We start from the raw sequence: 12,326 nt of genomic DNA, 5'->3' as shown, positions 1-12,326 counted from the left end.
GGTGAGAGAAAGCTACACGTGCGAGCGGGGTGCTTGCCTGCGAGGTTTCGGGTGGATGCGGGGCGCGGGGCGTGCGGGCACGCACGGCCGGGTTCGCGGGATGGGCGGGAGGCTTCCGCGGAGCGTTCGGGGCGGTTACCTTTCGAGGGTGAGCACCCCCGAGAAGATCACGATTCCGCAGGCCGATCGTCGGCGCGACGTGCCGCTTGGCGTCGTCATGGTGGGCATGGCGGCGGTCGCGTGGTGGCCGGCGTTCACGCTCGGCGCGTGGGGTGAGGTCTTCTTCGACGACATCCTCGGCTTCTGGGCGGCGTCGACGGCGGCGTTCGTGTTTGTGCTGCTCGAGCGGCGACCCGTGTGGGGCCGCGTCGGGCGCGCGGCAGTGCTGCTGGTGCCGACGGTATGGCTGATTCTGAACTTCCTCGTCGACGCCGACTCTGACGACGTCGCTACTGCGCTCGTCGATTTCGCGGCGCTGCTGGTGGTGCTGATCTGTGTGCCGTTCACGCTGTGGGTGCTGCTGCGCATCGTGTGGCCGGACTTCGCGTCCAGCACCACGAGGCGCCGCCGCTGGCTGATCGTCGCCGTGGTCGGGGGCATCGTTGTCATCGCATACCTGCTCGGACTCAACCAGGCGCACTTCCTCACCTGCGACGACTTCTCGATCAGCGGGAACTCCCTGCCCGCGGGATGCGTGCAGGGGACGGGCGGTTGACGGCGCCCTGGGCCTAGGCTCTTTCGGGACCAGATCCCAGGGGAGCCATGCCATCCATTTATGTAAGTCGTCAGCCGTGTGTTCAGCACAACGCGGAGGTTCAGCTGCGACTCAGCGCATTCCTCGCCGGCCTGGAGGCATCTGCGGGCTCGTTGCGCTCGGAGCAACTCGACGTGCACGATGCGCCTGACGAACGTGTTCGAGTGTTCGACCTCGGTGGAGGGACTGGGATGCTCGCCTACCTGCTCGAGCCTGAGCCCAGCGACCAGGTCGTCGTTGTGGCGGGTGCCTGGCCTCTGACTGAGGCCCGAGTACTCGCTCGGAGTCGAGTTCTTCAGCTCAACCCGGTCAACGGGTTGCCTGAGTTCGTCCCAGCAAGGACCGCCGAGGAAGCGGTGGAGCGACGGGCGAGTCTGCAGCGCAGCGTTCAGAACGACCAGAGGTTGCGCGCGATGTCCTACGAGTCACTCACAGAGGAGGAGTACCAAGCTCGGGAATCTGGCGTCTGGAACGCTGCGGCGATCGTGGAACCCGAAGAGCCACAGCCCGACACCGACACCGACACCGACACCGACACTGACACCGACACCGACACCGACACCGACACCGACACCGACACTGACGTCGACGTCGACGTCGACGTCGACGTCGAAGCGGTGAAGGAGGCGAAGATTCAAGCGGCGTTTGAGAGGGCGAAGGCGAAGGCCGCCGCCGCTGGGACACCCATCGACGAAGAGACAGTTGAGTGGTTCGTCTCGATCGTTGGGGACGACGAACCGACTGTGACGTTCGTCACCGAGGAGCAGCGGCGCGCCTTCGAGGCTGAGGCTGAGGAGTATTTCGACGGTATCGCCGGCCGCTATTCGCCGATGGAGGTGACCGGACGGCTTGGGCTCCCGGAGGAGGTTCTCAGCGAGGCCTGGAACGCGCAGTCACAGGAAGCGCTGGACGCGGCGATCAACGCGTGCGAGAACGAGTGGCACCGCCGGATGCTCGTGCGGATGGCCGAGCACGCTGCTCTCGACGAGCTCATGCTCGAGTTCGACCTCGAGACGATTGTTTTCCCCCAGGACCGTGAGCCGACGGAGGAGGAGCAGGAGGTGTGGTCAGTCGCCTACTCAGCGGCCATGGAGCGCTGGGAGCTCGGGGACTTCGTCGAGGAGCCCGTAGCGCCGTGGTTGCTGTCGCACGTCGATCTTGGTGCTCCCGCCTCCGACGCCGAGATCATCGCTTCGTTTGAGCACCCGACGGCTCGGCTGCAGTTCGAGCGCGTTCGGTAGGCACCGACTTATTCGGTGTTCGCAGGCTCACGATCATCAGCGCACACGCCAGCGCCCCGGCCCACATCGGCCAGAATCCGAACACCAGCAGCACGACGACACCAGCGATGCCCGTCCAGACGGAGACCGGGGTGCTCGGCTTTCGGTAGCGGATGCGCGAGGTCGCGAACTCGACGCCTCGTTCCGTGGGCCCATCCAGGTGCGCGAGCCCGGGTACTACGGCCGCCGTTGCCACGAGAACGGCGACGAGCATGAGGGGCCTCGTCGCGAACCATCCGAAACTGAGCGGCTCGGGCATCCAACTACCCACAAGGAGCAGGACTGCCGTGACTGCGACCAGCACCGGCATGTGCCAGAGATAGAGCCGCATCGAGTGGGCGTTGACGAAGCGCGAGAACGCGGCCGCTCGTGTGCCGGATGCGACGCTCGTGAGCCAGGGATGCATCAGCATGAGCAGCCCTAGCTGGGCGATTCCGAGGGCGATGAGGGCGACGCTCGCCGGGTTGTTGTTGTCGAGGAGTAGCTCGGGGGAGTAGCCGGCGAACGTGACGAGGAGCACCAGGGCAAGAATGCCGCCGCCGATGAGCCCGATAGGCAGTCGGTGCCAGCCCGGCCGGGCAACCGTCTTGCGGCCTTTCACATCGGCGAAGAAGAACCCGAGCTGCTGGATCGCCAGCCAGACGAAGGCGTAGTTCACGATGCCGACCGCATCCATTCCGGTCAGGGCGCGGAAGGCGTCGACGAGGATGGCGCCGGAGATGAGGGTGATGAGGGTGGCGTGGGGCGCGGCCTCGTGGGCGCGCAGCATGAGCGGGATGAGGGCCGTCACGCCGAGGTAGACGGCGAGGAACCAGAGGGGTTGTGTCATGCGGAAGGATGCTTCGGCGAGGAGCTCGGTGTCCGCGCCGGCGAGTGCGGCGAGGGGCAGCCCGGCGGTCACGAAGGCGGCGAACGCGAGCGACGGCACGAGCAGGCGCCGTGTTCTAGTGGCGATGAACTCGCGCGACGTGCCGCCGCTGGCGCGCATTCGCATCCACTGGGCTCTGGCCGCGAAGCCGCCGATGATGAAGAACAGCGGCATGACCTGCAGGAGCCAGGTGAGGGGAGCGAACCAGGCCTCATCCTCGACCGCGTTGGTGATGCTGATGTCGCCGCCGGTGACCGAGATGCCGGCCATCGCGATGTGGAGCACCAGCACGGTGGTGAGGCAGGCCGCGCGGACGAGGTCAACCGCAGGGTCACGCCGGGACGCGCGTGGGTTGGCGTCGTCGGGCTCTGGGGATGCTGCGCTGCGGGGGAGAGTGAGCTGGGTCACGTGGCTGCCTTCTGTCTACTGGTTCGGATGTTCCGAACCGTAGAAAGGGGCCTGCGTGCGGGGCATCACTCCGCAGGTTGAGGTAAACCGTACGAGAGGGTGAGTTCCCGGTACGGCCCCGCGAGCGGGTTACTGCTGTTGGGTCTCACCCGGCGTGATGAGCCCGGACTCGTAGCCGAGAACGACCGCGTGGACGCGGTCGCGGAGGTGCAGCTTCGCCATGATGCGGCTCACGTGGGACTTCGTGGTCTGCTCGGCGATGAAGAGCGTCTTCGAGATCTCCGAGTTGGAGTGTCCCTTGGCGCGAGCTCGAACACCTCGCGTTCGCGTTCGGTGAGCTCATTGAAGCGGAAGATCGATTGAAGCTTTCGCTTTGCAAGCGAACGAGAACGGCGAGGGCAACATGGATCAATCTCCGTACGTTCAACGCAGGCCCGTGTTGCACGAAGCGATCTACCGGTGAGTATGCGCGATCCCGAAGGAAATACGCGTACTCCGAGGCGGCGCTGAACACAGCGCGCAGAAGCGGCGTGCGTCCGCGCGTGAATGAACGCCCGATCGTGGGCATGCTCTCGACCGATCACCACCCAGTAACGGAATCCGATCGTCGGATGCAAGGAACGTGGGAAGGGAAGCATTTAATCGGCGCGCTGGCAACACCGAGGCACCCAGGACGACGAAATGCTATTCCATGTACGTGCTGATCCTGAGCCTGCCGAACTCATAGAATCGACAGTGGTCGCGGACGCGCTAATCGATCACGTCACGGAACTTGGCGCGCATCGTCGGTCTCGCTCGCCTTGAATCAGGGCAGCGGGGTGACGAAGCACGCGCCGGTCACCTTCGCGAGAAAGCCTCGCGTGCGCTACGCGCATCTTCTTTGCTGTGGGAGTGGCCGAGTCACGAGAACACGAGAAATTTCATCCGCGAGAACCTCGCCAAAGCGTCGAGGTTACGGCGTACCAGGCTAACGGAACATGGTCACAGACGAGCTCAACTCCCACCCACGCCAAACGCTTGGACTCCTCACGCTGAAAGGAGTGATGCAGGACCTCCTCGTCTCGGACTCCGTTGTCTCCTCGGTCTGACGCGGCCTATATCAATGGTTGTATGGTCGCTATCCGAATAGATCCCCTGCTGAACTCATACTTCTTGAAACCAGCGTGCCTTTCTCCCCAGTCGTGAAAAACTCTACTCCAGTTGATCAATCGCTGAGATTGAATCGGGACGTACTGCATCGCAGTGAGGGCTTCTAAGCTAAAAACATCGTCTCGTATGTCGGAAGGGCGGCCAGTGATGAGTGTGTGGAGGATGCCGATGTCATCCATGGCCAGAGTAAGGTCCGCGGAAGGTGCACCAGTTACCGGTTCGCGTGAGTTGTGTTCATGGCCCAAAAGTACATTCAGTGCACATAGTAGGCGGAATATTTCACCAGACAATGCCAGGTGGTCCACGGGTGCGCCGGCGAGCGTTACGAACGCATCCATCTTCTCCCCATTTCTCACGACTGATTTCTTCTCGATGTTGAGCCAGTTGAGAAGATTGCCGGCACCGGGGAAGAAAGGTTTCATGATCCGTTTCAGATCATCAATCATGAACCGGGTCTCCCGGCTGCTCCCGACTGTGGCGTCGGTGCCTTCGACTTGGCTGGACCCTAGATCTATGAGACGTACCTTCTCCGGCTGCAGAGTACCGGGCCTCGGTTCGTTTGGCTTCCCGCCGGTGTACCAATTCTTGGCGGATCCGAATTTTTCTAATAGTTTGGCGACTTCGAGTTTGTTATAAGTCGCTGTGGCCGACTTCCATTCACCCCAGATTGGGTTTTCTTGTTCTCTGGGTAACAAGATATTGCCTGGATTAAGGTCGCCGTGGGTAATCAAAGGAGAATGCAGTCGAACCACCGCGGCCATAAAGCCCGTTGCGACGTTGAGCGCTTCCGCTTGGACAATTCTTTGTCTCGTTTCTAGCCAATCACTCGATGTGCGGTTTTCATCAACGTTTGAGATTAGCGCAAACTCCCACATGGCGTTCCTTTGAGCTATCCATTCCCTCAAAGTTTGGATATTGTCAATGCTTTCCATGACCGAGAAGGAAATTGGTTCGGGGTATTCGTAGGTTCCAGCATCGTGAACCAGTGCCAGAACCTCGCTAACTCGTCGATCCGCATTTTTCATGGCCTCGAGCTGCGCTTTGATTGCGACTCCGTTCCGGCCAGGAAAGTAAACCTTCACTACTTGCTGCGTGTTGAGAATGCGGTGACGAACTCGAAATGTCACCCCGTTTCCACCTTCGCCCAGGGGCGCCCTCTCGAAGAAGAACCGACTGAAACCAGCTTGTAACTCGCTGTGCCCTATGCGCTTTCCGTTGTAGTACAGCGCTTCTTCCTGCACTGTGAATCCGTGATTCGACACGTCGCCCCCCTAGGTTCTCGACCAGCAGTAGTCACCCCAAACGACTGAGGCCACTGGAATTCTGGCCGAGCTTAACGCAGGCACGCCGGGCTGACAACTGGTAACGGGAGATCGGGGCGGTTGCATTCCAAATGCTCATATGGATCTCGTATATTATTGACGCATATCGTTTTTCCCCTCCAGGTGAAGAGCGGGAAGTGCGAAGTAGTCGGACGTGACACGCGTTTTCATTCGGATACATCGATGCACGGGGCTCATCAGTCGACGGCTTCGCCCGGCGTGATGAGCCCGGACTCGTAGCCGAGCACGACGGCGTGGACGCGGTCGCGGAGGTGTAACTTCGCCATGATGCGGCTGACGTGGGACTTCGTGGTCTGCTCGGCGATGAAGAGCGTCTTCGAGATCTCCGAGTTGGAGTGTCCCTTGGCGACGAGCTCGAACACCTCGCGTTCGCGTTCGGTGAGCTCGTTGAAGCGGGTGGGGGAGACGCTGCGTTTGGCTGGCGCCTGGGCGAAGGCTTCGATGAGGGTGCGGGTGACCTTCGGGGCGAGGAGCGCGTCGCCGCCCGCGACCGTGCGCACCGCATCCACGAGTTCCTGGGGCGTCGCGTCCTTGAGCAGGAATCCGCTGGCGCCGGCACGGAGCGCGTCGAAGACGTAGTCGTCGATGTCGAACGTGGTGAGCATCACGACGCGGGTGGGGTGGCCACCTTCGTTGGCGGCGTCCGCGATGGCGCGGGTTGCTTCGATGCCGTTGAGGTTCGGCATGCGCACGTCCATGAGCACCACGTCGGGTTGGAGGCTGCGGGCCCGGGCGATGGCTTCGCGCCCGTCGCTGGCTTCTCCGACGATGGTGAGGTCGTCTTGAGCGCCGAGGATCGCGGCGAGCCCGATGCGGTACATGGGCTGGTCGTCGACGATCAGGATGCGGGTCATGCGTGCTCCGGTTCGGGCGCTGAGTGGGCGGAGTCGGTAACGGGGAGGCGCGCTTCGACGACGTAGCCGCCAAACGATTGGGGCCGCGCGGTGAGGTGCCCGCCGAGGGTGGTGACGCGTTCGCGCATCCCGAGTATGCCCACACCGCCGGATGCGAGGTCGGTGCCCGAGCCGGTGGAGTCTGATTCCTCCCCGTCGCGGGGGTCGGTGGATGCGGGTGGTGCTGTGTTCGTGATCCGAACGGTGAGCTCGGGGCCGAGGAGCATGACGGAGACTTCGGCGCTGGTGCCTGGGGCGTGGCGGATGACGTTGCTGAGGGCTTCTTGGACGACGCGGTAGGCGGTGAGTTGCACGGTGTCTGGCAACTCGCGGGGGTCGCGGTCGGTGTCGAGGTGGAGGGCGGCTTCGATGCCGCCGTTTCTGCTGCCTTCGACGAGGGCTTGGAGGTCGGTGAGCTGGGGCTGTGGGGTGAGTGCCGAGTATTCGTCGAGTCGGAGAACTCCGAGAAGGGTGCGCATCTCCTTGAGGGCGTCGCGGGCGGATTCGGCGATGGACTCGAACTCAGCCTTGGCTTCGTCGTTGAGGTCCGCGACGCGGAAGGGTGCCGAGCTGGCCTGCATGTGCACGATGCTCATGCTGTGGGCGACGACGTCGTGCATTTCGCGGGCGATGCGCGAGCGTTCCTCAGCGCCCATGCGGCGTTCCTGCTCGATCTCGGCGGTGCGTTTTGCCTGCACGAGTTCGTGCTTTGACCAGTTGCGACGGCTGAGGTTGTAGCCGGCGGCGACGATCAGGCCTGTGTAGATGGAGATGGCGATGAGGCTCGAGGACTCTTGGATGATGTTCCCGCCGACCTGCATGGCCGCGAACCCTAGGAGGATGAGGGCGACTGCCGGCGCGACGAGGTTGAGGAGCCAGGTGACGATCGCGAGGGTCAGCGTCTCGCGCAACACGATGATGGCAAGGAGCAGGCTGAGTGAGATGAGCTGGGGCACCGGGAGTGGCCAAGCCTCGGCGTAGATCGCGTAGGGGAACGGGAAGAGCGCTGTTCCGGCGAAATGCAGGAGGATCGCGAGGCGCGGTCGTACTGGCGCGAGGAGCAGGCCCGCAGAGCTGAGAGCGGAGATTCCGAACGCGAATCCGACGTGCACGTGGTAGACGGCGCCGAGTATCGACACGGACACGGCGAAGAGTGCGGCGGTCGTGACGGCGAGCAAGATCCACTCGAGCCGCGTCAGTGGCCTGGGCGTGGGGTTTCGTGCTTCCCGTAGCTGTCGAACCATCTGGTCGATCGTGATGTCCATGAGCGTCACGCCTTTCGTCGAGGACGACGCTAGTAGGCGAGTGGGTGTGAGAGCGTCACTCAGTGGATGGTCACGGACGGTACCCGGGTATGGGCATGTGTGACGTGACACTTTCAGTCCGCGTGTGTGCCTGACAGGTACTCGTAGAGGCTGGTAGCTACAGGGGTTTCCAGTTGTAGGTGCATCGTGACCACCGGAATTCCGTTGCCGTCACCGTCAACCATTTGCGAGTCCTTGGCGTCTTTCGCGGTTGCCGGACCCAAGTAGTAAAAGTCACCGCCGTCAGTTTCATCTCGCTTGACGAAAAGCTCCGGCCGTACCTGGTTCGTTGCTATGGCATTCTCTTCACGTCGGGTGAGAGTGCGATTGCTGCGGGTGTACCAAAGCATTGTTGATTGATCCATGAACCGGTCCCCGTAGGCCGTGCTGGCGGAGACTTCTTCAGATTTGTGGTAAGTCACAAAGATCGGACACACCCCCTGAGCGTAGTTCGCTCTGTACCCGTAGAGCGTTGATGAGGCATTCTTTGTCCAGCCGAAGATTCGACATGCGTCTTTGCGTGTGTACTGCCTGCCGGGTACCATCGGAGTACCCGCCGCATAGCGATCGAGGTTCACCGTGATCCCGGCCTGGAGCAGGTCGTCTACGTCCAGGCGAAATGATTCGTCCGTTGTGTAGAGTTCACGGAACGCGGGGTTGAGGTCGACAATTCCGCTGGCGTCCGCGACCAGTATTGCCTGTTTGTATTTCTCTCGATCCGGTTCCGTGTGAAAGCTCAAATCTAGGTTTCGGATGACACTTATGATGTCGTTTGCCCTGGTCGAAACGATCTCATCGATGCGCCGCGTCAGCTGCTCGCTCGACGCGGCTCCTTGTCGCAGTAACGAATCCAAGACCAGAACATCGTGGGGTCGTCGACTTGAGAAGACCTCGATCGAGGCGTACGTCAGGAAGTCAAGGCCCGCCTGGCTCATCGGGCTTCGCTGACGGAGCATCTTGCTCACGAAACTTTCGTAGTTCTGGTAGTTCGAGATGATCTCGTAGGGATCGGTGGACTCGAAGCGCAGGAAATCAGTGAGTCGAGGTGGGTGGCCAAGACGAGCCTTGAGGTCCTCGAATGCGCGTCGAATGAGACGGGCCCCGTTGAGCTTGGTTTCCGAGATAGATCGGAGTACCCGCTCCAGTGCGATGCGATCGAAACTCACACTGGAAAGACCAGGAAGCGTGTCGGCTTCGGTTGCCCGCGAAAGATTGAGCCTCAGTGACTCTTTATTTAGGCTTTCATCTCCGAGGAGTGCTATCGGGATCATGAAGTTGTTCTGGTAGTTCCCGATGAAGTCCAGGACGACGACGTATTCCTTGCCGGGTGCCTTCCGTAAGCCGCGACCCAGCTGTTGAATGAACACGATGCTTGACTGGGTTTGACGGAGCATCACGACCTGGTTGATCGTGGGGATGTCGATACCCTCGTTAAAGATGTCTACGGTGAGTAGGTAATTGAGCTCACCGCGTTCTAGAGCTGAGACTGCAAGTTCGCGCGTTGCCACCGAGTCCTCTCCCGTAAGCGCACGCGTGCGCAGCAGCTCTCCGTGCACCTTGCGGGAGTTGAGTCGCTCAGATAAGTCGTGCGCTTCGTCCTTGCTGCTGCAGAAGATCAGGCCGCGCGGTGGTTCGGCCTTCTGGCCGTAGGTTTCGATAGTTGTGACGATGTGCTCGACCCGGAGTGAAGACACGAGGTTCTTGACATCGGTCTGATCGCTGACGATCGTGCCGTCTTCGAGCGTGACGTCCGCAATTCCGTAGTAGTGGAACGGGGTCAAAATGTCAGCATCGAGCGCTTGCTTGAGCCGAATTTCGTACGGAACATTGTAGTCGAAGTGCTTGAAAATGTCGTAACCGTCAGTCCGTTCGGGAGTGGCCGACATTCCCAAGAGGAACTTGGGATAGAACTGATCTAGAACTCTCTCGAACGACCGAGCGCCGCTGCGATGCGCTTCGTCCAGGATTATGTAGTCGAAAGCCTCAGGAGTGAACCAGCTCAGCATATCGGGCCGCGACAGCGTTTGGACCGTGGCGAAAAGGTACTTCGTTGAGCGATCTTTGCTCGTCCCGGAGAGTTTGCCGAACTCGTGACTTGGCTCATTGAGGACGCGCTGGAACTCGGTCATCGCTTTGTCGATGATCTGCTCTCGGTGTGCGACGAAGAGCATCGTCTGTGGTTTCACGGCACGCACGTCAAGGGCCGCAAGAATGGTCTTCCCAGTGCCCGTGGCGGAGACGATGAGCCCCTTGGTCTGCCCGCTCACCCGCAAATCCCGAAGCGCCTCAAGTGCCTCGAGTTGCATTGAGTTGGGTGTGACCGTGGCGGCGGGCGAATCGTGGCTCGTGCCTGCAGTGGTGTTGCGCAGATCGGCAGCCGCGAGCTTTCGAGCCAAAACTTCGAACGACTTTCGCCTCTGGTAGCCGACCGTGTACTCGTCTATCCAAGCCTGTGTTAGGGGCGCCGATCGCTGGACCTCTTCCGCGACCAGGGTGTCGAGCTGCTCAGCAAGGTTGCTGCCGCGATTGGCGGAAACCTGCAGGTTCCATTCGTGGTTCGAGACCAGAGCCTTCTCGGTCAGGTTGGAGCTACCGAAAATCGATGTGACATGGTCGTCTCGCTGAAAAATGTACCCCTTGGGGTGGAATGCTGATGCGCCGTGGATGCGAGTTTCCACGCCAAATTCCGCCAGACCCAACAGTTCATGAAACGCGTCAGGAGCATTGAAAGTGAGATAGTCGGAAGTGACAATCAGGCCTCGGCCACGGAAGTCCACGAAGGCTTGCTTCAACATGGCGATCGCTCGAGCCGTAACGAACGCGACGCTGAACGTGAACTCATCGCTCTCGGAGAGCTGATGTTTAAGGACTCTCAGCATTGTGTTTTCGTGCGCGTTCCAGACAACGCGAGGTGAACGGACTCGCGGAGAAGTCAGATGCTTGTCGAGGTAGCCGAAGCGGAGATCAAGTTCGAAAGGTCCAGGCGGGTCGATGTAGTCAACCACGAGGGCCTAGCTGTTCTACAATTTTCTCAACGGCTGGAATGTCGGCAGGTGCCCAATCCAATTCCTGGAGTTCCTTGGGGAACAGCCATCTGCTGTCTGCGTGCTCGAGAAGTCGTGGCTCGCTGCCCAACAGATCACAGTAGTACGTGGTCAGGGTAATCTCGGCAAAATCGTATGCGTGAACGGTTGTGACTATCAGCTCGCCCACCTTCACATCGCAGTCAAGTTCCTCGACGATTTCTCGGACGAGCGCGGCTTCACGCGTCTCACCGGTGTCGACTTTGCCTCCCGGGAACTCCCACATGCCGCCCAGGGTGCCCTTGTGAGCCCGTTGAGCGCAGAGCACTCGTCCATCCTTGACTATGACAGCGCCGACGACATCGATTCTCTTCACTTTGGGATTCTCTCCTACAGCTCGTGCGTATCGACGAGTCTATGGTGCGAGCAAGATTCGAGTTCCCGGGCTAGTGCGTAGACGTTTCCGCCTCAGTTCTCGCAGCCGACGCCGTCGCCATCGCGGTCAAGATGTGAGGCGTACCCTGGATCGCCGATGTGAACAGGGGCAGCTCCCGCGGCTCTGGCCTCGGTGCAGTTCGCGAAGGAAACGTTCTGCTGGGGAGCCGGTGCAGGAGCGGCGGGCGCAGGTTCTGGTGCCGCATAAAGCGGAGCGGGGGCTTGCTGCGCCGCATCCAATTCCGGGTCTGCCACAGAAACAGGGTCGGGAGCAGGGACTGCTTCGGCGACGGGAGCAACAACCGGCTCGGCGGTGACAGTGACGAACACGGTCTCTGTGGGGGCTTGAACGGTGGAAGTCACCGTAACGGTCGGAGCAGGTGCGGCAACTGGAGTTTCACGAGTAGCTTGAGCTCCACCGATGGAGCTGCCAACAATGCCGACTACGAGGCCCGCCCCGAGCACAATGGCACCCAGCTTGCGCGATCGCGGTAGACCCGCCCAGCTGCTTCTACGCGTAATCAGAACGTAGAGCCCGGTCAAAAACCCCATCAGTCCTGCAAGCGCGAGAAATGTCCCTATGCCTCCATTTATTGCCGCGATGAGGAGGAGTACCACCATGACGCCCGCCACGATCCAGGAAAACGTAGTCATACGAGAGCGCCAGGTTGATTGCGGGGGCTGTGCGGGGGCAGGGTAGAACGACATTCTGTCTCCTGAGTTTTTGGGGATGCTTTGAGCCTAGAACCGCTAGACAACGCCGATAAACCTCCCCGGGGACGTGGGGAATGCCGTGGGGTGCCCCAGGGGAAGAACGGGTCGACACCATCGCGCCTTCCGCGACGAAGGAGCACGAGGTGACGGCAGGC

At 61.1% G+C, this 12,326-nt stretch carries 9 protein-coding genes; 2 read left to right on the top strand and 7 right to left on the bottom strand.

The genetic code is table 11. The annotated features are described in order from the left end of the window. The first annotated feature begins 148 nt into the window (after nt 1-148). Both C5B85_RS17025 and C5B85_RS17020 read left to right on the top strand, forming a co-directional pair. Complete coding sequence (locus C5B85_RS17025; RefSeq protein ID WP_258070869.1) at nt 149-715, top strand: hypothetical protein; 567 nt, start codon at nt 149-151, stop codon at nt 713-715. A 356-nt stretch (nt 716-1,071) separates the two neighbouring features. Next, entirely contained in the window at nt 1,072-1,995 is a 924-nt protein-coding gene (locus C5B85_RS17020; RefSeq protein WP_146078004.1) for a hypothetical protein, read from the top strand. Here the strand turns inward: C5B85_RS17020 and C5B85_RS17015 are convergent. The 7 genes from C5B85_RS17015 to C5B85_RS16985 form a co-directional block, all read right to left on the bottom strand. Next, complete coding sequence (locus C5B85_RS17015) at nt 1,940-3,310, bottom strand: acyltransferase (RefSeq protein WP_104287197.1); 1,371 nt, start codon at nt 3,308-3,310, stop codon at nt 1,940-1,942. The two genes, C5B85_RS17020 and C5B85_RS17015, sit on opposite strands and share 56 nt — an antisense overlap. Nucleotides 3,311-4,404: 1,094 nt before the next feature. Beyond that, on the bottom strand, nt 4,405-5,700 hold the full coding sequence (locus C5B85_RS19015) for a hypothetical protein (RefSeq protein ID WP_146078003.1): 1,296 nt from the start codon (nt 5,698-5,700) through the stop codon (nt 4,405-4,407). Nucleotides 5,701-5,978: 278 nt separating this feature from the next. After that, complete coding sequence (locus tag C5B85_RS17005; RefSeq protein ID WP_104287196.1) at nt 5,979-6,656, bottom strand: response regulator transcription factor; 678 nt, start codon at nt 6,654-6,656, stop codon at nt 5,979-5,981. Beyond that, nucleotides 6,653-7,960, bottom strand: coding sequence for a sensor histidine kinase (locus tag C5B85_RS17000; RefSeq protein ID WP_146078002.1), 1,308 nt, complete (start codon nt 7,958-7,960; stop codon nt 6,653-6,655). The genes C5B85_RS17005 and C5B85_RS17000 overlap by 4 nt, the downstream gene beginning before the upstream one ends. A gap of 113 nt (nt 7,961-8,073) precedes the next feature. Next, nucleotides 8,074-11,004, bottom strand: coding sequence for a DUF3427 domain-containing protein (locus C5B85_RS16995; protein ID WP_258070868.1), 2,931 nt, complete (start codon nt 11,002-11,004; stop codon nt 8,074-8,076). Next, entirely contained in the window at nt 10,997-11,398 is a 402-nt protein-coding gene (locus C5B85_RS16990; protein WP_104287193.1) for a (deoxy)nucleoside triphosphate pyrophosphohydrolase, read from the bottom strand. The genes C5B85_RS16995 and C5B85_RS16990 overlap by 8 nt, the downstream gene beginning before the upstream one ends. A 92-nt stretch (nt 11,399-11,490) precedes the next feature. Beyond that, nucleotides 11,491-12,111: an excalibur calcium-binding domain-containing protein gene (locus C5B85_RS16985; RefSeq protein WP_181064482.1), complete on the bottom strand. Its 621-nt coding sequence runs from the start codon at nt 12,109-12,111 to the stop codon at nt 11,491-11,493. Nucleotides 12,112-12,326: the final 215 nt, after the last annotated feature.

Source organism: Pseudoclavibacter sp. AY1F1 (assembly GCF_002931075.1).
In the GTDB taxonomy this organism is placed as follows: domain Bacteria; phylum Actinomycetota; class Actinomycetes; order Actinomycetales; family Microbacteriaceae; genus Pseudoclavibacter.
The sequence above is the reverse complement of the archived record's forward strand: the minus strand, read 5'-3'. Positions and strand labels throughout refer to the sequence as shown.

Coding starts and splice junctions, on each gene's coding strand:
- C5B85_RS16985 (WP_181064482.1), bottom strand. CDS start 12,111: ATGACTACGTTTTCCTGGATCGTGGCGGGCGTCATGGTGGTACTCCTC.
- C5B85_RS17005 (WP_104287196.1), bottom strand. CDS start 6,656: ATGACCCGCATCCTGATCGTCGACGACCAGCCCATGTACCGCATCGGG.
- C5B85_RS17000 (WP_146078002.1), bottom strand. CDS start 7,960: ATGGACATCACGATCGACCAGATGGTTCGACAGCTACGGGAAGCACGA.